Here is a 20174-nt window from a genome sequence, read left to right as displayed (position 1 = left end):
AGAGGTTCAGGAAGGCCTGTCAGGGAATACGCAAGATTTAAAAGAACAGATAGAAAAGCATCTTACATGGTCAAATCGACCGATGTAAGATGCTTTTTTAATCGTCTGTTATTGCTGTGGCTGTTCCGCCTGCTGTTGCTCCGCTGCCTGCTGTGCAGCCGCTTGTTGAGCCGCCAGAGCCGCTTGCTGGGCCGCGATGTTACGTTGCTGTATTTCGTTCCGCTGCTGCTCTATAATGGCCTCGTAGCCGGGCGTAGCAAAGAATTCCGCATTGTGAGGACAGAGATTCGTCTGGTTGGGCGGTACGGTCACCGTGGATACGCTTCCGTCGGGATTCGTTACCTGCGCAGTAGCGGACGAACCGCTTTGTAAGGATACATCCTCTATCGGAGTGAGCTCCAGAACACCCTCAACCTTAAATGGACAGAACTCGGTAGCCGGTAAAGAGCTGTACTGGCAGATGGAGCCCTGATAGTGAACATTGCAGCTTTCCGTGGGAACTGTGCCTTCTGCAAAGTATTCCGTGGAAAGAGTAGCATCGCACAATCCCGGTATCGGCAACTTGCCGGATTTGGAGCATACGGTTGCGGTTACAATGCCTGCAGGAACCGAAAAAGCTTCATTGGGCAAATCGGTATGAATTTCTGACATAACCGTTCTCCAAAGCTTCTTGGCAAGATTTTTTTCCTCGCCGGTAAGCTTGGTGTTGTTATCGTAGCCGGCCCATGTAGTAGTCGTATAATAGGGGGTATAGCCTGCAAACCATACATCGTTGTAATCGGAGGTCGTTCCGGTCTTTCCGGCAATTGCCATACCGCCGAAGTTAACAGAACCGCCGGTGCCTTTTGTAACAACGTCTACCATAGCATCTGTTAAGAGGAATGCGGTAGTTTCTTTGATTACCTGCTTTGTTTCAGGCTGGGTATTGTCTAAAATGACATTGCCATCATGGTCTACCACTGTATTATACAGTCTTGGTTTGATATAAACGCCATGATTTGCAATGGTAGCGTAAGCGGCATTCAGTTCTTCGTTTGTAACGCCTCTTGTAATACCGCCGAGAGCCATGGACTGCACGATATCAGTTTTGATCTGGCCGCCGATGGCCTCATTCTCTACAAGGGTGGTAAAGCCGAAGTTCTGCAAATAATCGAAGCCCAGTCGGGGAGTGATCTGGGTCAATGTTTTTACTGCGACGATATTCAGCGAGTCCTGAATACCTAAACGCAAGGAGCAAAGCCCGCGATAGGCTTCACCGTACCAGTTTCTTACAGGCGTGCCGTCCGCATAGTTAAAGGGCGCATCGTTTTGTATGTTGGCTAGTGTAAGGCCCGCACTGTCAAGCGCCGGTGCATAAGTAGATACGACCTTAAAAGTGGAGCCCGGCTGCCTTACCGTATCGGTAGCCCTATTCAAAGTACGGCTTCCTTCTTTGGCACCTCGTCCGCCGACCAAGGCTACCACGACTCCGGAGCTTTGATCCTCTACGGTAAGGGATACCTGAGGCTGGGGCGTAAGGTTGATTTTTTCCGCGTATACTTCATCGCCTTCATTCATTACCGCCGCCTTATATTCCTCAATTGCCGTCATCGCTTCCTCCTGAGAGGAATAAATAAGATTGAATTTAAGGTTTGATTCCTTGAAATATTCTTTGAACATTTCCGTGCTGTAATTTTCCATATCCCCGTTCTTCTTTTCCACAGTCAGTTCGTAATTCAAATACCACCTGACATTGTCGGGATAATTCTCGGGGTTGCTGAATACATTATCGCAAATCTCCTGAATCTCAGGATCCTGCGTGGAATAAATTTTTAAACCGCCGGTGTAGAGCAAAGTGTAAGCCTGTGTTTCGTTGTAGCCGGCAGCTACTAAGTCTTCTAACACATCGTCTGTCAAAGCATCCACAAAATATGTATTGACAGAAGTGTCCGCTACTTCCTTATTGGTGCTTTGGATGCGTGAATATACGTCGTCGGCCAAAGCAATATCATATTCCGGTTGATCGATATATCCCTGCTTCAGCATGTTGTTCAGCACCTTTTCGCGCCTTGCCGCATTTGCGTCCGGGTGAGAAATGGGATTGAGACGGCTTGGATTCTGAGTAATGCTGGCGATGACCGCACATTCGGATAAGGACAAATCGCTTACCGACTTATTGAAATAGCGCTGGGAAGCGGCTTGAACCCCGAGCGTATTCTGCCCCAGGTTGATGCTGTTCATATAGTTTAAAATAATATCGTCTTTAGTGGAAACCTTTTCTAACTCCAAAGCGAGGTACTGCTCCTGAATCTTACGTTCCGCCTTTTCTACGAAGCTATCCTCCGTTACCCAGTCAGTAAATACGTTATTTTTCAACAGCTGCTGGGTGATGGTACTGGCTCCTTCCGAAAAGGTGCCTGAAGTAATACCTATGACACCCGCACGTATAATGCCCTGGATGTCGATGCCGTTATGTTCATAGAAACGTTCGTCTTCCACCGACACGAAAGCGTGCGGCAGATATTCCGGAATCATATCCATAGTGACCGGAATACGGTTCGAGTTCTCGGAAACCAGCTTAGCGATTTGGTTGCCGTCAATATCATATACGAAAGTTGAAAAACCGGTTGGCTGCACATTGATGTTGCCGATATCGGGCGCACTGTCAATAATTCCCCGGAAAACGCCCAGCCCTGCGCTTACCCCGATAACCGCAGCAGCAACGACAGCAATTATGATTACATTAAAAAACGTAAGTGCAAATTTTCTCCCCCACTTCGCAGATTTAGAATGGAGTGCCTTTTGTTTGTTACGGACACCCTTTTTTCCATAATTCATGAATTTTGCCTCCTTGAAGTGTGCATAATAAAGCACAACTAACATTACGATTATAACAAAGTATAGATGTTAAATAAAGTTTTTTTACTAATTAATTCCTTTATATTAAGAATTGTTCACAATTAGATACACTTTTATTCCGTTTTGTGATAGAATGTAACGAATGTTTTTGGCGCGTTAGACAAGGATGGAGCGAAGTAATTGTGATGGAAAAAGAACAGAGCTTTTTACCTTATAAAGTATTGCAAAAAGGCGGAAGCGGTGAGATTGTAGAAAAAAAGTCCAGATTTATAGCTACGCTTTCTCCGGTGGAAACGGAAGAAGAAGCCTTTGCTTTTATCGAAGAAATGAAGAAGAAATATTGGGATGCCAGACATAACTGCTCTGCTTTTGTTCTCGGGGAAAGAGGGCAGCTTACCAGATGCAGCGACGACGGAGAACCCGCAGGAACAGCAGGAAAGCCCATGCTGGAGGTGCTGCTTGCCTCGGGGGTGCGAAACGCGGCAGCAGTGGTCACCAGATACTTTGGCGGGACTCTTCTTGGAACCGGAGGGCTGATACGGGCATATACGCAGGCGGTTCAGGAAGGGCTTAAGGCCTCCGATATCGTTACTATGCGTTATGGTACAGAGCTTTCTGTGACCACGGATTATAACGGAATCGGCAAGATTCAGTACATATTAGGGCAGAAGGGACTTCCTGTGATGGAAGCGGAATATACGGACGCAGTATGGATTAAGCTCGTTGTTCCTTGCGAGGACGAGGAGCAGCTTTGCAAGGATTTGACGGAAGCTACGGCCGGAAAAGTAAAATTAGAGAAAATTAAAAAATATTATTTTGTTACTGGTTGACAAATGAAAAGTTGCAATTATACTCAAAGTAGTGAGTTGTTCAGTTTCTAAAAAAAGTTGTATCGATGCAATGTTATGAAAGGTGGTGGTTTTTATGAAGTCGAGTATAAGTTCATCTGGTTCGGATATACCTCTCCCCGGGCGGAGCATAAAAATCACATATGGAGGAACATTGCTATGGAAGAAATCAAAGATTTAGATGTTATTGAAGAACTATTGGAGACCAAGCAGTACACAAGACTCCGCCAGAAGCTGTCAGACATCAATATTGCGGATATTGCAATTATTCTGGAGGAGCTAGAAGAGGAAGAGTTACTTAAGACCTTCCGCATTCTTCCGAAGAGCATGGCGGCAGATGTATTTTCTTACCTGGAGGTAGAGAACCAGCAATATATCATTACATCCTTGTCCGACAGAGAAGCGGCGAACATCATCAACAACCTTATGGCCGATGATGCTACGGACTTTTTGGAGGAAATGCCTGCCAATATCGTAAAAAAGCTGCTTTCCCATGCCAGTGCGGATACGAGAAGGGATATTAACCATTTGCTCCGTTATCCCGAGTCCTCTGCCGGAAGTATCATGACGGTAGAGTATGTGGACCTGAAGGAAAACATGACCGTAGAGGATGCCATACAGAGAATCCGTCAGATCGGTGTGGACAGCGAGACAATCAATATCTGCTACGTTCTGGACCCAAAGAGAACGTTAGTAGGAACAGTGGCTTTGCGCTATCTGCTGATCAGCCCGCCGGATGCGGTAATTGCGGATATTATGCACGAGAACGTCATATATCTCAATACGTTGATGGATCAGGAAGAGGTTGCGAGGCAGTTCCAGAAATACGACTTTACCTCGATGCCGGTAGCGGATAATGAGGGAAGGCTTGTAGGTATCATTACTGTCGATGACGTTGTAGATATTCTGCAGGAGGAGGCAACGGAGGATATAGAGAAGATGGCGGCTATCGTGCCCAGCGACAGGCCGTACATGAAAACGGGAATTTTTGAGACTTCAAAAAAGAGGATTCCCTGGCTTTTATTACTGATGATTTCCGCGACCTTTACGGGAAGCATTATCACCTCTTTCGAGAATGCGCTCAGTGCCGTTCCGATGCTCACCGTTTTTATTCCGATGCTGATGAGCACCAGCGGAAATGCCGGGGGACAAGTAAGCGCTACAATCATCCGGGGTTTGTCCTCGAATGAAATCGGTTATCGGGATATATTTAAAATTATATGGAAGGAATTGCGGGTAGCCATTATTTGTGGAGTTACCCTTGCAGCGGCATATTTTGTCAAGCTGATGCTTTTTGATAAGTCGGGAATTGATGTGGCTGTAGTAATCTGTCTGACGATTATTTCGGCGGTGTCCATTGCCAAGGTGGTCGGCTGTACGCTGCCGATATTTGCCAAGCGTGTGGGAATTGACCCTGCGGTTATGGCGAGTCCGTTTATCAGCACAGTACTGGATGCGCTGACGCTGATGATTTATTTCTCAATTGCGACACAGGTGTTGCATTTGAGCTGACAGGGTTTCATTATTTTATTAAGATATGTGAAAATAGGGGGAAATCAAATGGTATATAATGTATCTCAGGTTACGACGATGAATATGTGGATTACAGCGCTGGTCTCTATCTTTTTGCCGATCGTACTTCTCATTATGTGGAAAAAGAAGAAGAAGGTGAAGATATCACCATTTTTTGTAGGCGCGCTTATCTTTATTATCTTTGCACTTATTTTGGAGAATATCAGCCATAGCTTTTTTATTATCAGGGATTCGGCTCTTTCTCGCTTTGTGAATGGAAACACATGGGTATATGTTCTTTACGGAGCGCTGGCGGCAGGATTATTTGAAGAAACGGGACGTTTTGTCGCTTTTAAGTTTTTCATGAAAAATAATGATGACAAAGAATCAGCAGTTACTTATGGAATCGGTCATGGAGGCATTGAGTCCATTCTCGTGGTAGGTTTTTCTATGCTAAGCTCTATTTTCCTGATTTCCACGTTGAATTCTATGGGCGGAATTGACAATTATGTGGCACTTGTTCCGGAAGAATCACAGGATATGGTGAGAAGCAGTTTGATGAGCCTATACACTACGGCACCCTATGTGTATTTGATGGGAGCGGTAGAAAGGGTAGCTACGATTGCTTTCCATATCGCTTTATCCGTTTTTGTATTTATGGCGGCAAAGCGTCCGGGAAAGTGGTATTTTTATCCGGTGGCAATCCTGCTGCATGTTTTTCTTGACGTATTTGCTGTTTTATATCAGAGGGGAGTGATAACAAATATAGTAATTATGGAAGTGATTATCATAGCTATAACCCTCATAACATCATATTTCGCATATCGCATTTATCAAAGCGACGCGAGAGTAGGAACGACACAGACTGTATAAGCACAAAAAAAGGTGAGCGGTCATAGCTCACCTTTTCTTCTGTAATAGGAAAATGTTTCTATATACAGTAACACTATTGTTATTGCTTCATGGAAGCGCGTTTTCTCATAGTAGGATCCAATATTTTCTTTCGGATTCTCAAGGAAGAAGGAGTGACCTCCAACAGCTCGTCTGTATCGATGAATTCCAGAGCCTGCTCCAAGCTGAGGATTTTGGGAGGCGTAAGCCTTAATGCCTCGTCGGCGCTGGAAGAACGGGTATTGGTAAGTTGCTTTTTCTTACACACGTTAAGCTCTATGTCCTCTCCACGGCCGTTTTGGCCGATGACCATGCCCGCGTAAACCTTCTCGCCGGGACCGATGAACAGAAGCCCGCGTTCCTGCGCGTTGAAAAGACCATAGGTAATCGCTTCTCCGGTTTCGAAAGCGATGAGAGAGCCTTGCTTTCTATATTGGATATCGCCCTTAAAGGGACCGTAGCCGTTAAATACGCTGTTCATAATGCCGTTTCCTTTGGTATCGGTCATGAATTCGCCACGGTAACCGATCAATCCTCTTGCGGGGATGGAGAATTCCAGACGGGTATAGCCGCCGGAAGCAACGCCCATAGTAATTAGTTCGCCTTTTCTCTGGCTCAGTTTTTCGATGACCGTGCCTGAAAATTCTTCGGGAACATCAATATAGGCTAACTCCATGGGCTCCATCTTTTTGCCGGCTTCATCAGTCTTGTATAAAACTTCCGCCTTGCTCACTGCGAATTCAAAGCCCTCACGCCGCATATTCTCTATCAGTACGGATAAATGGAGCTCGCCGCGGCCGGATACTTTAAAAGCCTCTGTAGTAGAAGTTTCTTCTACGCGAAGGGAAACGTCGGTGTTCAACTCGCGGAACAAGCGGTCGCGCAGATGGCGGCTGGTAATGTATTTCCCCTCTTTTCCGGCAAGCGGGGAGTCGTTGACGATAAAGTGCATAGCGATGGTAGGTTCCGATATTTTCTGGAAGGCAATCGGGACAGGGGCCTCGAGGGAGCAGAGGGTATCGCCGATATGAATATCAGCAATGCCGGAAATGGCAACGATAGAACCTATGCCGGCTTCTTTTATCTCTATCTTGCTCAGGCCATCGAATTCGTACAGCTTGCTGATTTTTACTTTTTTCAGCTTGTCGGGATCGTGATGGTTTACGATTACGACCTCCTGATTTACTTTTACAGTTCCATTATCCACCTTGCCTACGCCGATTCTGCCAACGTATTCATTGTAATCGATGGTGCTGATAAGCACCTGTGTGCCGGCATCAGGATCGCCTATGGGGGCCGGAATATAGTTCAGGATCGTCTCGAAAAGGGGAATCATGTCGGTACCTTTTTGGTCGATGTCCATGGAGGCGATTCCTGTTTTAGCGGAAGCGAAGACGAAAGGACAATCTAATTGATCTTCATTAGCGTCTAAGTCGATAAAAAGCTCCAAGACTTCGTCGATGACTTCACGGGGCCTTGCCTCGGGCCTGTCGATTTTATTGATGCAGACAATGACGGGAAGTTGAAGTTCCAGCGCCTTTTTTAAAACGAATTTCGTCTGGGGCATAGCGCCTTCAAAGGCGTCTACGACGAGGATGACGCCGTTCACCATTTTAAGAACGCGTTCCACTTCGCCGCCGAAATCGGCGTGTCCGGGGGTGTCGATGATATTAATCTTTGTATCCCTATACGTGACAGCTGTGTTTTTGGAAAGAATAGTAATGCCACGCTCGCGTTCGATATCGTTAGAATCCATCACGCGTTCGGCTACCGCCTGATTCTCGCGGAAGACGCCGCTTTGTTTTAAAAGCTCGTCCACCAAGGTGGTTTTACCATGGTCAACGTGAGCGATAATAGCAACATTTCTTACATCGTCTCTGTTCTGTTTCATAAGTTACTCCTCAATCTAACCGTTTTCATACGGTTTATCTACTTTTGTTTAATAAACTTGTTAAGTATAGCATTGTCTTTTATAAGTTGCAAGAAATAATCGCGCAAAATCGGGGAAAAATTTAACAAAAGGCCGTATAAATGCGCGAAAGAGGAGGGTAATTTAGGATGAAGCAGGATGGTTGCGCGGTGCCTTACAGTTCTTTTTTGCCCAAAATGCGATATATTAGTATTACATTATGGGAAAAAATTCTTAAAGATGTAAGAAGGGAGAACAAAAAATGACAGATAAAGTAATTGAGAACAACCAGGTGGTAATTATGGGTGAAATTGTGAGCGATTTTACCTTTAGCCACGAAATATTCGGAGAAGGCTTTTATATGGTAGATGTCCGGGTAGAAAGACTGAGCGATTCTATGGATAACATTCCATTAATGGTATCGGAAAGGTTAATCGATGTGAATGGAGACTACAAGGGGATGTACATAGTGGTGAACGGACAGTTCCGCTCCTACAACAGGCACGAAGAGAGGAAGAATAAGCTGGTGCTTTCCGTGTTCGCAAGAGAAATTGAATTCGTAGATGAAATATGTGAGAATACGAAGTCTAATCAAATTTATCTGGATGGCTATATTTGCAAAGAGCCTATCTATAGAAAGACTCCTCTCGGTCGGGAAATCGCAGATTTATTGCTTGCAGTAAACAGACCTTATGGGAAATCGGATTACATTCCCTGTATATGCTGGGGAAGGAATGCCAGATTTGCCAACGGTTTCGAGGTAGGATCAAGATGCGCTGTATGGGGACGGATACAGAGCAGGGAATATATGAAGAAGCTTACGGAGGAGCAATTGGAAAGAAGGGTTGCTTACGAGGTATCGGTAAGTAAATTGGAGCTGATAGAAGATTAATAGTTGATTTTCACAAGTTTGTGTGATATTATAGGCCATACATTGTTAATTATTGCATAAGAAAAGGTTGTATATCCAGATTTGGAGATAGGAGCCGGATATGAAAAAGGGAACAATACATATTTACAGCGGCGACGGCCATGGTAAATCGCCTGCCGCACTAGGCAGGGCTGTACAGGTGGCGTGTCACGGAAAAAGTGTGGTAATTATCCAGTTTTTAAAAGGTAAAGGGCTGGAGGACTCCGACTTTTTGAGGAGGCTGGAACCCGAAATCAAATTATTCCGCTTTGAAAAGTCAGATGAAAATTTTGCAGAGCTGACCGAAGAACAAAAAGCGGAAGAAATCGGCAATATTATGAATGGATATAATTTCGCGAAGAAGGTACTGTCTACGGGAGAGTGCGACTTACTCATTCTGGACGAAGTGCTTGGACTTATCGATAACAATATTATAACGGTGGAAGAACTGAAAAATCTGTTAGAAGCAAGAACTAACGAAGAGACCGACATCATTATAACCGGAATCACTCTGAATGACGATGTGTGTGTTCTGGCGGATGAGGTTACCAGAATGGATACCGTTAAATTTAAAGTATGGTAAGAACGTGATTCAAGAGATGATTTCTGCTTCGCGCAGCGAATTTGCATGCAGAAATCATGCGTTACTGAGAACGGAGTGAGCAGTAACGTAAAACGGGCGTTGACAGTTAAACTATACAGTGATATGATAATTTTATAAAATTAAGAGGTAGAGGTTGCGTATTTTATTAGTAATTTTTTGGATGTGGCAGGCACAGGAGAAGAAAAATGAAAGGAAAAGACGCCGAAAGAGCAGGATGCCATGTAGTCTTGTGCTTGGGCATGCAGTGAATAACTGTATGACTGTCATCGATGAGATGGGGCGCTATCCGAGGTTATGGAAATAGGGAGAGTAAGATAATAGGTACTTTTCCGGATATTTTAGTAATCATAAGCCGGCGCATTTTGTGTCGGCTTTTATGTTTTTAGAAATTTTAATTTCTAAGGATGAACGCGCAGGGAAGCCAGACCTACCGTTATATTTTTCATTTAAGGAGGAAAAGAAATGGCTGTTTTTACGGGAGCAGGTGTTGCGATTGTCACACCATTTAAAGAAAACGGAGAGGTAAACTACGAAAAATTTGCGGAGCTTTTAGAGTTCCAGATAAAGGGAGGAACGGATGCGATTATCGTATGCGGAACTACCGGAGAGGCATCGACTCTCACGCATGAGGAGCATTTAGACGTCATAAAATACTGTGTGGAAAAGGTGAACGGAAGAATTCCGGTCATAGCCGGAACTGGTTCCAATTGTACGCAGACGGCAATTTTTCTTTCCACAGAGGCAGAGGAATATGGAGTGGATGCCCTTCTTATTGTTACGCCTTATTACAACAAGGCAACCCAGAAGGGGCTCTTTCATCACTTCAAAGCGATTGCAGATTCCGTAAAGGTTCCGGTGATTCTCTATAACGTACCTAGCCGGACGGGATGCAATATCTTGCCGGAGACCGTGGTTAAGCTTTGCACGGAGGTTGAGAATATCGTAGGAGTAAAGGAAGCAAGCGGAAACATTTCCCAGGTGACGAAGCTGATGTCTCTTGCGGAGGGCAGGGTAGATTTGTATTCCGGCAATGACGACCAGATAGTTCCTCTTCTTGCGCTGGGCGGAAAAGGCGTTATTTCCGTTTTATCCAATGTGGCACCGAGGGAAACGCACGATATTTGCCAGAAATACTTCCAGGGAGACGTGGAAGGGAGCAGGGATTTGCAGCTTAGGGCCATCGAGCTGTGCGACGCTTTGTTCTGTGAAGTGAATCCGATTCCGGTTAAGAAAGCTATGAATCTGATGAATATGGAAGCAGGTCCGCTTCGAATGCCCTTATCGGAAATGGATGAAGTGAATTTACCTAAATTGGAAAAAGCGATGAAAGGCTTTGGCATCTTATAAGAAGAAAGGCATACGGTATGACAAAAGTAATTATGCACGGCTGTAACGGCAAGATGGGAAGGACCATTACGGAAATAATTGCCGCGGATGAAGGAATAGAAATCGTGGCAGGAGTGGATTCTTTTGACGAGGAGATTAACTCCTATCCGGTATTTTCCAATATCGAATTATGCGATGTGGAGGCGGATGTGATTATCGATTTCAGCAATGCGAAGGCGATAGACGGACTTCTTGACTACTGCGAACAGAGGAAGGTACCTTGTGTGCTCTGCACCACCGGGCTTTCTGAAGCACAGCTAGATAGGATAAAGGAAGTAGCGAAGGAAGCCGCAATGTTAAAATCTGCAAATATGTCCCTTGGAGTCAATATGCTGCTCAAGCTTCTGAAAGAAGCGGCGGGAATATTGGCTCCGGCGGGCTTCGATATCGAGATTGTTGAGAGGCATCACAACTTAAAGGTGGATGCGCCCAGCGGTACAGCGCTTGCGCTTGCTGATTCCATCAACGAAGAGTTGGGGAACGAATATGAATATGTTTATGATAGAAGTGCCCGCAGGGAGAAGCGTCCCCGGAAGGAAATAGGGATTTCGGCTGTGCGGGGAGGAACGATTGTGGGTGACCACGATGTGATTTTTGCGGGAACGGACGAAGTGATTACCTTTTCCCACTCCGCGTATACTAAGGCGATATTTGCAAAAGGGGCGGTTCAGGCGGCTAAGTTCCTGGCTGGGAAACCAGCCGGTCTATACGACATGAGCCACGTCATCGGCTAGAAAATGTGAGAAAGGTACGGCGGCCGGGAAAAGGAAGCTGACCGGATAGAGGTTTACATGGACGATTTGGAATTAAAGTATTTGCGGAGTCTGGCGCATCAATATCCGACCATTGCGTCGGCCTCCACAGAGATTATTAATTTGCAGGCAATTCTTAACCTGCCTAAGGGTACGGAGCATTTCCTGACGGATATTCACGGAGAATATGAGCAGTTCAATCATGTGCTCAAAAACGGTTCCGGCTCTGTAAAAAGAAAAATTGATGAGGAATTTGGAAATACGCTTAGCAGCAAGGACAAAAAGAGCCTTGCTACTTTGATTTATTATCCTAAGGAGAAATTGGACATCGTATTACAGGAAGAGACAAATATCGAAGATTGGTATAAGATAACGCTGCACCGTCTTGTCCAGATCACAAAGCGGGTCTCTTCTAAATATACCCGTTCCAAAGTGAGAAAGGCGCTTCCGAAAGATTTCGCATATATCATCGAAGAGCTGATAACTGAAAAGTCGGACATACAAGATAAGGAAGCCTATTATAACGAGATTATCAATGCCATTATCCGCATAGACAGAGCACAGGAGTTCATCGTTGCTCTGGGCAACCTCATTCAGAGAATGGTCGTAGACCACCTTCATATTGTGGGTGACATCTTCGACAGAGGGCCGGGTCCCCATGTCATATTGGATACTTTGAGCAGATACCATTCCGTGGATATACAGTGGGGAAACCACGATATCGTATGGATGGGAGCGGCAGCCGGACATCTGGCGTGTATTGCCAATGTTATCCGTATGTCGGCACGCTATGGCAATCTGGATACCTTGGAGGAGGGATATGGTATCAACCTCATACCCTTAGCCGCTTTCGCACTGGAGACCTATAAGGATGTGAACTGCGATACTTTTTCCATTAAGTATAATACGGATTACAATACGAAGGATTTGAGTCTGGATATGAAAATGCACAAGGCAATTTCCATTATGCAGTTCAAATTAGAAGGGAACCTCATTATGAGGCGTCCGGAATTCCTTATGCAGGATAGGCTGCTTTTGGATAAGATTAACTACGAGAACAAGACGGTTATCATAGACGGACAGGCCTATGAGATGAGCGATGTGGAATTTCCAACGGTGAATCCTGAGAAACCTTATGAGCTGACTCCGGAGGAGGAGCAGGTTATGGAACGCTTGAGACAGGCGTTTGTGAAGTGTGAGAAGCTTCAGACACATGTCAGATTCTTGTATTCTCAAGGCGGATTATATAAGGTGCATAATTCGAATCTTTTGTACCATGGCTGTATGCCCATGGACGAGAACGGAAATTTCAGCGAGCTTACTTTTGACGGTGTGAAGTATAGCGGAAAAGCGTTGTACAACATTTTCGATCATTATGCGAGAAAGGGATATTATTCCAGAAACAATCCTGCAGAGATGCAAAAGGGGCAGGATATCATATGGTATATTTGGGCCGGGCCTACGTCACCCGTATTCGGAAAGGATAAAATGGCGACTTTTGAAAGATACTTTGTAAAGGATAAAAAAGCGCATACGGAGATGAAGAACAGTTATTATCGCCTTTTGGATGATGAAAATGCAATCAATAAGATTTTAACAGAATTTGGGCTGGATACGGAAAATTCCCATATCGTAAACGGACATGTGCCCGTGGAACTGAAAAAAGGAGAGTCGCCAATTCGCTGCAAAGGCAAGCTGCTCATCATAGACGGGGGATTTTCCAAAGCTTATCAAGGAAAAACCGGAATCGCAGGCTATACACTGGTTGCTAATTCTCACGGAATGCGTTTGGTAGCCCATGAGCCTTTCGAGTCGATGGAGGCCGCTATATTACACGAGTCGGATATCTTTTCGGATTCCATGATATTGGAGACGAGCAACACGAGAATAAGCGTGGCGGATACGGATGTGGGAGCGGAGCTTAGGGAAAGTATTTATCAGCTGGAGGAACTGCTAAAGGCATATCGGAACGGAACTATTGTGGAAAAGGCAATATAAATTTAAAATTATAGGGAGACTATAAGTCCCCCTATTTTGAACAGACGATAAATGAGTTGTTAAGGATTTTTCTTGCTGTTACCTACGACATCGCTGGTAATATTGGATACACCGTTCGCGACATCATCCACTACATCACCGACTGCATTGCCAGCATCATTGAGTGCCGAACCGGTATTATTATTGTTATCAACATTGGTATCAGTCTTTGTACCTGTTTTGGTATCAGTGCCGTTAGCTACGTTTTTTGTGGTGTCGGTAACACCGGTATTTTTGGCAGTATCGGTAACGTTGGCGTTGTTATCTTTCACACCGTTTGTATCCGTTACTCCATTATTGTTTACGTTGCTCGCGGTATCAGTGGTGCCTGTGGTACCCGTTGTAGTTCCTGTGGTACCTGCGGTATCAGTTGTTGTGTTGTTGACCCCGGTAGTTGTGGTCGTACCGAGGCCAGTTCCGTTATCAGTACCTTTTGTAGTGGTACCGGTAGCGGTATCGTTAGTAGTGCCTGTTGTGTTAACATTACCGCATGCGGCTACGAAGCCAAGCATGAGGACAATAAGAGAAACCGATATTAGTTTTTTACCGTTTTTCATAACATTCCCTCCATTTTTCATTTTTATAACATATCACACCCTGAATATATCAATGCCTGAAGCACATAAATGCCAGGAATATATAAAAATCCGCGAATATCGAGCATACTAATGCCCGGAACGGATAGGTGTTCCTTAAGTATTGTTCTCATGAAGGGAAAAAAATATACGGAAGCAGGAAAACAAAATGGAATTAAGACCTTGTATCGATATTCATAACGGTAAAGTGAAACAGATTGTAGGCGGAACCTTAAGAGATGAAGGCAATGCAGCGAATGAAAACTTTGTTTCTGAAAAAGATGCGGCATTTTATGCAAATTTTTATAAAAAGTACCATTTAAAAGGCGGACATATCATTCTGCTCAACGCTCTGTCCAGCACATTTTTCGATGAAACGAAAAGGCAGGCGATAGAAGCCCTCAGGGCCTATCCCGGAGGATTGCAAATAGGCGGTGGCATTACAGCAGATAATGCCGGAGAATATATAGAAGAAGGTGCATCCCATGTCATCGTGACTTCATATGTTTTCAACGACGGCAGTATAAAATATGAAAATCTGGAAAAATTAATCGAAAAAATCGGAAAAGAAAAATTAGTTCTGGATCTAAGCTGCCGGAGAAAAGATGGAAGCTATTATATTGTTACCGATAGATGGCAGAACTATACAAAGGTGAAGCTGGAGGAAAAGACACTCGACCAATTTTCAGAATACTGTGATGAATTTTTAATTCATGCGGTTGATGTAGAGGGAAAAGCAGACGGAATCGAAGAGGAGCTTGTAGCGCTTCTTGGAGGCTGGAATAAGATTCCCATCACTTATGCGGGAGGAGTGCACAGTTTTGGAGATTTGGAAAAGCTAAAGCTTTTGGGGAAAGATAAAATAAACGTGACGATAGGCAGTGCCCTCGATTTGTTCGGAGGAGAGTTGAAGTGGGATGAGGTTATAGAATATATTATAAACAAAAAAGAACCTATCTGATGCAAAGATAGGTTCTTTCCTTAATCCGTTACCAAATCTGTTACCATATTACAAATTCTAAATAAGAATCATTATTAATAATAATATATTATTATAATAAAGTACATTATTTATATATGAAAAGGCACATGTTGATACTGATTAAAGCTCGTTATAATAGCGAATTGCTAATTATAACTTGGATACGTTAACGGCCTGAGGACCTTTTTCGCCATTAATTACTTCGAATTCAACAGCAGCGCCTTCTTCAAGAGATTTGAAGCCGTCCATGTTAAGTCCTGAGTAATGTACGAATACATCATTGCCCTGCTCATCAGAGATGAAGCCGTAACCTTTTTGGTTGTTAAACCATTTTACTGTACCTTTGTTCATTTGAGATACCTCCAACAAAATAAATAAATATATCGTATACCATTACACGACATCCATAGAATAGCATAAGTAAACGAAAAAGTAAATATAAATGTTAAGAAAAATGGGAGAAAAAGAAAAATAAAATTTATCAAATATTTATGCAAAAAATGCAAATACATTTCGATGTACGTATGATAATCTAATAAAGGATTAATCAGTAATCCAAATGTAAAATTCCCCTTTTACATGGAAAAGACACTTGCCTCGGTAAGTGTCTTTTTTGATTAAAAGCAGATGAGTCTGTATTGCGCATTTTTCCTTATTTAAGGGCAATAGATGAGAAAGGCATGGTTATGATGATGGAAGGCGATGCGAGAAGGAAAACAATATTAGAAATATTACATAAAGAATCTCTGCCGGTGTCAGGAACAGAACTGGCGGGAAGGCTTGGCGTGAGCAGACAGGTAATCGTTCAGGATATTGCGCTTCTGCGCGCCACCGACAAGAATATATTGTCTACGAATAAGGGGTACATCCTGTTCGTGGAAAAATCCAATCGGAAAAGAAGAACGTATAAGGTAAAGCATGCGGACGAAGCCATCTTGGACGAACTGAATACGATTGTAGATTTTGGCGGAAAGATTCTGGATGTCGTGATCGAGCATGAAATTTACGGGCAGATTGCAGCCGATTTGATTATTAATAGCAGAACGGATGCGGAATCCTTCGTAAACCAGACTTTGAAATATAAGACGAAACCCTTGAATAATTTAACCTATGGGGTCCATTTTCATACAGTGGAGGCGGACTCGGAGGAGATACTCGATAGGATAGAGGATGCGCTTCGAGGGAAAGGATACTTGATGGAATAACGTGAAAATATTACAAGAATGTAACAAAAACATTAAATAAAGTTGTGTTTATAGGGTCACTTATGGTAAAATATGGAGAGTTTACTGGAGGTGACTTTAATTATGGATCTCAAAAGGAGAAAGAGTAAGATAAGCTATACGGTCATGATTATCTCCGATTCTACCAAGAAACATATAAAACAGTTTCACCTGAGAGCTGGCGCGGTGGGCGCCGTAACGGGAATTGCTTTTATAGCGATCGTGGTTCTCGTCTGCTATGTGGTATACAGTTCTATCACTTTATCCGATTCTCTGGAGCGGAGTAAGAAGCAGATGGAACAGATTACACAGCTGAGGGAAGAAAAGGAGCAACTGGAAGCTTCTAAAGAAGTGTTGACGGAGAAGGTTTCCATCTTAAGCGAAACTGTCAACCAAAAGGTAAAGGCAGAGCAGGCTTTGGCGGCGCAGCAAGAAGAAAGCCACATTCCGAAAGGTTTTCCTCTCAGCGGTTCCGCGCAGATAAAGACGGTGGAGGAAACGGCGGCAGGTGAAGAGGCAGCGGAAGATAATCAGGATGCAGGGCAGGAAAATACAATTGTGAATGCAGATACAAAGGAAGCAATATTTACGGCGGCGGCAGGTATTAACGTTATAGCCTCCGGTGCAGGGACAGTAACGTCGGTGGATACGGATGTGCAGTATGATCATTCTATCAGTATCGACCACGGAAACGGCTATATCACTATTTACCGCAATGCGGGTAATCCTATGGTAAAGGTTGGGGACGAGGTAACGCGCGGCTCGATACTATATGTCATAGGGGAAGAAAATGCGGATATGGCATACAGCATTAAGAAGGAAGACACATACATCGATCCAATGGAAATGATTGAAATCAACGGTTAGGAGGAACATATGTTGGGTAAAAAGACTACGGAACATTTAAATGCAAAAATAAGCAGCGTAATAGGTGCGGATATGGTAATGGAAGGAAATATTACCTCAAAGGAAACGATTCGCATCGAGGGAACGGTAAAGGGCGATGTTAGTTCGGAAGGAATCTTGATCGTCAGCGCTCCCGGTAAGATTATCGGTAATGTGAAGGGAAGCAGCATTATGGTAAGCGGTACAATCGAAGGAGATATGGATTCAAACGGAAGAATCGAAGTGTCTGCTACCGGAAGGATTAATGGCAACATCAAGACGAAGAGCCTTATCATCGATGAGAATGCCGTTTTCCAGGGACAGTGTACGATGAATACGCAGGAACCCATCCTGAAGGCTGCTGCACTTAAGACAGAAGCCGGAAAAGAAGATACGGCGGAAAAGAAATAAGCTGAACCAGAAAAGAACAAAAGTGTGCTTCGCACACTCTCGTGACCAAGCTCTTTGGCAGCACAACTTTTGTTCCGCGAGCGTAGCTGCGCATCTATGGTTTATGTAATAGGAGCACTTTCCTATTATATAAAAAAATCACTTCGGCGATATTGCTGAAGTGATTTTTTGTTATTTTGCATCCATTCTTCCAAATACTAATTCATAGCCGTCGTTACCATAGTTAAGCGAACGGTTAACCCGGCTGATGGTAGCAGTAGAAGCGCCGGTTTTTTCCGCGATTTCCAGATAGGTTTTATGGTCGCGGAGCATGGCAGCCACTTCGAATCTCTGTGAAAGGGACAACAATTCGTTGACTGTACATAAATCTTCGAAAAAGCTATAGCATTCTTCCTTATCCTTCAAACTAAGAAAGCCATCAAATAAATGGTCGACAGCGTCCGTCCTTATTTTTTTATTCATGTTGCAGTACCTCCGAATACTTTTCTGCTTTAAAGTTTTACAGCTAAATATAATTTATTTTATCATATTAAAGTCGTAAAGTAAAGAAGAGACTTAAAAAGTACGTTACGGGTCATTCCGCTTTCAGCAACGCATGATTTCTGCATTGCAGAATTTTTACAATGCAAAATTTTTTGCATGTAAATTCGCTCTGCGAAGCAGAAATCATTTCTTTAATAGTAAAGTGCCCCTATTAAAGAAAGATAAATATACAGCTACGCGCGCAGAACAAAAGCTGCGCTGTTAAAGTATTTGTCTGCGGAAGTACACGAGCACACTTTTTGTTCAATCACGTTCTTACGTAGCTTGACAGCAAGTGTTAAGCTACTGTGTAAACAATAACAAAAGTATTGTGGTGCTAAGTAGGAATCGAAGTTTATGCTTGCCATGTGGTTTTTAATACTATATAATAAAGCATAGAGGTGTTATTATGACGATTGATAAGGATGATTTGTTAAATAGCATAATAGAAAGTCTGGATCGTATACAGTATATAAAGCTGGAGGATATTCCCAACATAGACTTATATATGGATCAGGTTACGACGTTCATGGATAAGAAGTTAAAGAGTGCGACGAGAAACCCGGAAGATGATAAGATCTTAACAAAGACGATGATTAATAATTATGCCAAAAATGATTTGCTGCCGCCTCCGGAAAAGAAAAAATATTCGAAGGAGCACATACTGCTTTTAATTTTTATTTATTATTATAAAGGAATATTGACAATCAGCGATATTCAGACATTGTTGAACCCTCTGAGCCGGCGCTTTTTTGGCAATGAAGAGTTTGGGCTTTCGAATATATACAAGGAAGTATTCAGCTTGGAAAAGGATCAGGTGGATACTCTGAAGGAAGACGTGATTGGCAAATTTCATGTGTCGAAAGATACCTTCGCAGATGCGCCTGAGGAAAGCAGGGAATTTTTACAGTTGTTTTCTTTTATCTGTATGCTGAGCTTTGACGTATACGTAAAAAAGCTGTTAATCGAGAAGATGGTAGACAGTTTCGGAAAAGCAGCGGACGGCAAGAAAAAGGATACGAAGAGAGAAAAGACAGAACCGGAACAAAAATAAAAAGACTTGAATATACGGAGATTTTTATGGGGGATAAAACGAGGGATTGGAAAGAACTCGCGAGACTGCTTGAGGAAAAGGAATTCGATATTGAGCAGGCGATGGAAATATGCGCGGATGATATGGATTTGTATATTGAGGTATTAAAAACAGCTATGGAGGAAGGCAGAAGAAAGATTCCAATCATCAGAAGCAGCATGGAAAAAAGAGATTACAAGAGGTATCATATCGAGGTACACGGGCTTAAACATGCGATGCTCGCAATCGGAGCGATGGAGCTTTCGGCATTGTCCGCAGAGCAGGAAATAGCTGTGAAGGAAGGTGATGCGGAGAGGGTAAGCGCAGGTTATGAAGTCCTCATTGTGAAGTATGAGGAGTTAGTAGCTTTTCTACAGAGCATTTTCGAGTCCTGAAATAAATATAGAATAAGAATTGATTGGACGCGAAAGTGGAACGGTATAGAAGGTGATCAGAAATTGGAGACAGACTAGGAATAGAATCGGAATATATGGCGTATAGAAATAGAATAAGATGAGTATTGGAATTGTCAGTATTTTCGGCAATTCTTTTTTTGTGTAATAGGAAAGTGCTTCTATTACATTAAAAATGGGTGCGCAGCTACGTGCGCGGAACAAAAGCTGTGCTGCCAAAGTATTTGGCCGCGAGGAGTGTGTGAAGCATACTTTTGCTCTATCATATGAAGCCCCTTACCAGGATAACGCGTGAGAGCGCTGCCTTCCACATGACATAAAAATAAAAGAAAATAGTTGAAGATTTTGTAAGTGATGCTGCGTTATAATAAATGAAAGAGGAAAAAGGAAGGGGTGAGGAGTAT

The 20174-nt window shown here is 43.4% G+C and carries 19 protein-coding genes and 1 riboswitch; of the genes, 14 read left to right on the top strand and 5 right to left on the bottom strand.

From position 1 onward, the window contains the following. Positions 1-108: 108 nt before the first annotated feature. On the bottom strand, positions 109-2817 hold the full coding sequence (locus CC90_RS0109290) for a transglycosylase domain-containing protein (protein WP_035315281.1): 2709 nt from the start codon (positions 2815-2817) through the stop codon (positions 109-111). Between the two features lie 206 nt (positions 2818-3023). Here CC90_RS0109290 and CC90_RS0109285 point away from each other — a divergent pair, with 206 nt between their 5' ends. The 3 genes from CC90_RS0109285 to CC90_RS0109275 all read left to right on the top strand — a co-directional run bounded on the left by CC90_RS0109285 (position 3024) and on the right by CC90_RS0109275 (position 6071). Continuing rightward, positions 3024-3668 carry a YigZ family protein gene (locus CC90_RS0109285; RefSeq protein ID WP_031390501.1) on the top strand — a complete coding sequence of 215 codons (645 nt, stop codon included), beginning with the start codon at positions 3024-3026 and terminating at the stop codon, positions 3666-3668. A 177-nt stretch (positions 3669-3845) separates the two neighbouring features. After that, a complete protein-coding gene (gene mgtE, locus CC90_RS0109280; RefSeq protein ID WP_031390500.1) occupies positions 3846-5198 on the top strand; it encodes a magnesium transporter in 1353 nt (450 codons plus the stop codon). Between the two features lie 48 nt (positions 5199-5246). Further along, positions 5247-6071, top strand: coding sequence for a YhfC family intramembrane metalloprotease (locus tag CC90_RS0109275; RefSeq protein ID WP_031390499.1), 825 nt, complete (start codon positions 5247-5249; stop codon positions 6069-6071). Between the two features lie 79 nt (positions 6072-6150). Here the strand turns inward: CC90_RS0109275 and typA are convergent, their stop codons facing one another. Continuing rightward, positions 6151-7980: a translational GTPase TypA gene (typA, locus tag CC90_RS0109270; RefSeq protein WP_031390498.1), complete on the bottom strand. Its 1830-nt coding sequence runs from the start codon at positions 7978-7980 to the stop codon at positions 6151-6153. 280 nt (positions 7981-8260) lie between these two features. Here typA and CC90_RS0109260 point away from each other — a divergent pair, with 280 nt between their 5' ends. The 5 genes from CC90_RS0109260 to CC90_RS0109240 all read left to right on the top strand — a co-directional run bounded on the left by CC90_RS0109260 (position 8261) and on the right by CC90_RS0109240 (position 13648). Then, positions 8261-8890, top strand: a complete 630-nt coding sequence (locus CC90_RS0109260) for a single-stranded DNA-binding protein (RefSeq protein WP_031390497.1) — start codon at positions 8261-8263, stop codon at positions 8888-8890. Positions 8891-8990: 100 nt separating this feature from the next. Further along, complete coding sequence (locus tag CC90_RS0109255; RefSeq protein ID WP_031390496.1) at positions 8991-9491, top strand: cob(I)yrinic acid a,c-diamide adenosyltransferase; 501 nt, start codon at positions 8991-8993, stop codon at positions 9489-9491. A 140-nt stretch (positions 9492-9631) separates the two neighbouring features. Beyond that, positions 9632-9805, top strand: a riboswitch (Lysine riboswitch). 169 nt (positions 9806-9974) lie between these two features. Beyond that, entirely contained in the window at positions 9975-10859 is an 885-nt protein-coding gene (gene dapA / locus CC90_RS0109250; RefSeq protein WP_031390495.1) for a 4-hydroxy-tetrahydrodipicolinate synthase, read from the top strand. Positions 10860-10876: 17 nt separating this feature from the next. Beyond that, a complete protein-coding gene (gene dapB, locus CC90_RS0109245; RefSeq protein WP_031390494.1) occupies positions 10877-11632 on the top strand; it encodes a 4-hydroxy-tetrahydrodipicolinate reductase in 756 nt (251 codons plus the stop codon). Positions 11633-11689: 57 nt separating this feature from the next. After that, positions 11690-13648 (top strand): fructose-bisphosphatase class III, encoded by a 1959-nt coding sequence (locus CC90_RS0109240; RefSeq protein WP_031390493.1) that lies wholly within the window; start codon positions 11690-11692, stop codon positions 13646-13648. Positions 13649-13707: 59 nt separating this feature from the next. Here the strand turns inward: CC90_RS0109240 and CC90_RS0109235 are convergent, their stop codons facing one another. After that, a complete protein-coding gene (locus CC90_RS0109235) occupies positions 13708-14265 on the bottom strand; it encodes a hypothetical protein (RefSeq protein WP_132038514.1) in 558 nt (185 codons plus the stop codon). Between the two features lie 166 nt (positions 14266-14431). On the opposite strand from CC90_RS0109235, the gene hisA reads away from it, so the two are divergent. Further along, positions 14432-15223: a phosphoribosylformimino-5-aminoimidazole carboxamide ribotide isomerase gene (gene hisA, locus CC90_RS0109230; protein WP_031390491.1), complete on the top strand. Its 792-nt coding sequence runs from the start codon at positions 14432-14434 to the stop codon at positions 15221-15223. A 171-nt stretch (positions 15224-15394) separates the two neighbouring features. Here the strand turns inward: hisA and CC90_RS0109225 are convergent, their stop codons facing one another. Then, positions 15395-15595 (bottom strand): cold-shock protein, encoded by a 201-nt coding sequence (locus CC90_RS0109225; protein ID WP_031390490.1) that lies wholly within the window; start codon positions 15593-15595, stop codon positions 15395-15397. A 329-nt stretch (positions 15596-15924) separates the two neighbouring features. Here CC90_RS0109225 and CC90_RS0109220 point away from each other — a divergent pair, with 329 nt between their 5' ends. The 3 genes from CC90_RS0109220 (at position 15925) to CC90_RS0109210 (ending at position 17763) form a co-directional block, all read left to right on the top strand. After that, positions 15925-16449, top strand: a complete 525-nt coding sequence (locus CC90_RS0109220; protein WP_242843263.1) for a transcription repressor NadR — start codon at positions 15925-15927, stop codon at positions 16447-16449. A gap of 102 nt (positions 16450-16551) precedes the next feature. Continuing rightward, positions 16552-17334 carry a M23 family metallopeptidase gene (locus CC90_RS0109215; protein WP_031390488.1) on the top strand — a complete coding sequence of 261 codons (783 nt, stop codon included), beginning with the start codon at positions 16552-16554 and terminating at the stop codon, positions 17332-17334. 9 nt (positions 17335-17343) lie between these two features. Then, positions 17344-17763, top strand: coding sequence for a bactofilin family protein (locus tag CC90_RS0109210; protein ID WP_051869362.1), 420 nt, complete (start codon positions 17344-17346; stop codon positions 17761-17763). A 171-nt stretch (positions 17764-17934) separates the two neighbouring features. Here CC90_RS0109210 and CC90_RS0109205 read toward each other — a convergent pair whose 3' ends face one another. Beyond that, positions 17935-18225: a YerC/YecD family TrpR-related protein gene (locus CC90_RS0109205; RefSeq protein ID WP_031390486.1), complete on the bottom strand. Its 291-nt coding sequence runs from the start codon at positions 18223-18225 to the stop codon at positions 17935-17937. Positions 18226-18694: 469 nt separating this feature from the next. On the opposite strand from CC90_RS0109205, the gene CC90_RS0109200 reads away from it, so the two are divergent. Both CC90_RS0109200 and CC90_RS0109195 read left to right on the top strand, forming a co-directional pair. Continuing rightward, positions 18695-19339, top strand: a complete 645-nt coding sequence (locus CC90_RS0109200) for a DUF1836 domain-containing protein (RefSeq protein ID WP_031390485.1) — start codon at positions 18695-18697, stop codon at positions 19337-19339. Positions 19340-19365: 26 nt separating this feature from the next. Further along, complete coding sequence (locus tag CC90_RS0109195) at positions 19366-19752, top strand: hypothetical protein (protein ID WP_031390484.1); 387 nt, start codon at positions 19366-19368, stop codon at positions 19750-19752. Positions 19753-20174 lie beyond the last annotated feature (422 nt).

This window comes from Kineothrix alysoides, from assembly GCF_000732725.1.
GTDB classification, from domain to species: Bacteria; Bacillota; Clostridia; order Lachnospirales; family Lachnospiraceae; genus Kineothrix; species Kineothrix alysoides.
Note: the sequence above shows the minus strand (reverse complement) of the source record. Positions and strands in the feature narration are given on the sequence as shown.

Coding starts and splice junctions, on each gene's coding strand:
- CC90_RS0109285 (WP_031390501.1), top strand. CDS start 3,024: ATGGAAAAAGAACAGAGCTTTTTACCTTATAAAGTATTGCAAAAAGGC.
- CC90_RS0109200 (WP_031390485.1), top strand. CDS start 18,695: ATGACGATTGATAAGGATGATTTGTTAAATAGCATAATAGAAAGTCTG.
- CC90_RS0109240 (WP_031390493.1), top strand. CDS start 11,690: ATGGACGATTTGGAATTAAAGTATTTGCGGAGTCTGGCGCATCAATAT.
- CC90_RS0109255 (WP_031390496.1), top strand. CDS start 8,991: ATGAAAAAGGGAACAATACATATTTACAGCGGCGACGGCCATGGTAAA.
- CC90_RS0109195 (WP_031390484.1), top strand. CDS start 19,366: ATGGGGGATAAAACGAGGGATTGGAAAGAACTCGCGAGACTGCTTGAG.
- CC90_RS0109220 (WP_242843263.1), top strand. CDS start 15,925: ATGGTTATGATGATGGAAGGCGATGCGAGAAGGAAAACAATATTAGAA.
- CC90_RS0109205 (WP_031390486.1), bottom strand. CDS start 18,225: ATGAATAAAAAAATAAGGACGGACGCTGTCGACCATTTATTTGATGGC.
- CC90_RS0109235 (WP_132038514.1), bottom strand. CDS start 14,265: ATGAAAAATGGAGGGAATGTTATGAAAAACGGTAAAAAACTAATATCG.
- CC90_RS0109275 (WP_031390499.1), top strand. CDS start 5,247: ATGGTATATAATGTATCTCAGGTTACGACGATGAATATGTGGATTACA.
- CC90_RS0109225 (WP_031390490.1), bottom strand. CDS start 15,595: ATGAACAAAGGTACAGTAAAATGGTTTAACAACCAAAAAGGTTACGGC.
- CC90_RS0109215 (WP_031390488.1), top strand. CDS start 16,552: ATGGATCTCAAAAGGAGAAAGAGTAAGATAAGCTATACGGTCATGATT.
- CC90_RS0109290 (WP_035315281.1), bottom strand. CDS start 2,817: ATGAATTATGGAAAAAAGGGTGTCCGTAACAAACAAAAGGCACTCCAT.
- typA (WP_031390498.1), bottom strand. CDS start 7,980: ATGAAACAGAACAGAGACGATGTAAGAAATGTTGCTATTATCGCTCAC.
- CC90_RS0109210 (WP_051869362.1), top strand. CDS start 17,344: ATGTTGGGTAAAAAGACTACGGAACATTTAAATGCAAAAATAAGCAGC.
- CC90_RS0109260 (WP_031390497.1), top strand. CDS start 8,261: ATGACAGATAAAGTAATTGAGAACAACCAGGTGGTAATTATGGGTGAA.
- dapA (WP_031390495.1), top strand. CDS start 9,975: ATGGCTGTTTTTACGGGAGCAGGTGTTGCGATTGTCACACCATTTAAA.
- hisA (WP_031390491.1), top strand. CDS start 14,432: ATGGAATTAAGACCTTGTATCGATATTCATAACGGTAAAGTGAAACAG.
- dapB (WP_031390494.1), top strand. CDS start 10,877: ATGACAAAAGTAATTATGCACGGCTGTAACGGCAAGATGGGAAGGACC.
- mgtE (WP_031390500.1), top strand. CDS start 3,846: ATGGAAGAAATCAAAGATTTAGATGTTATTGAAGAACTATTGGAGACC.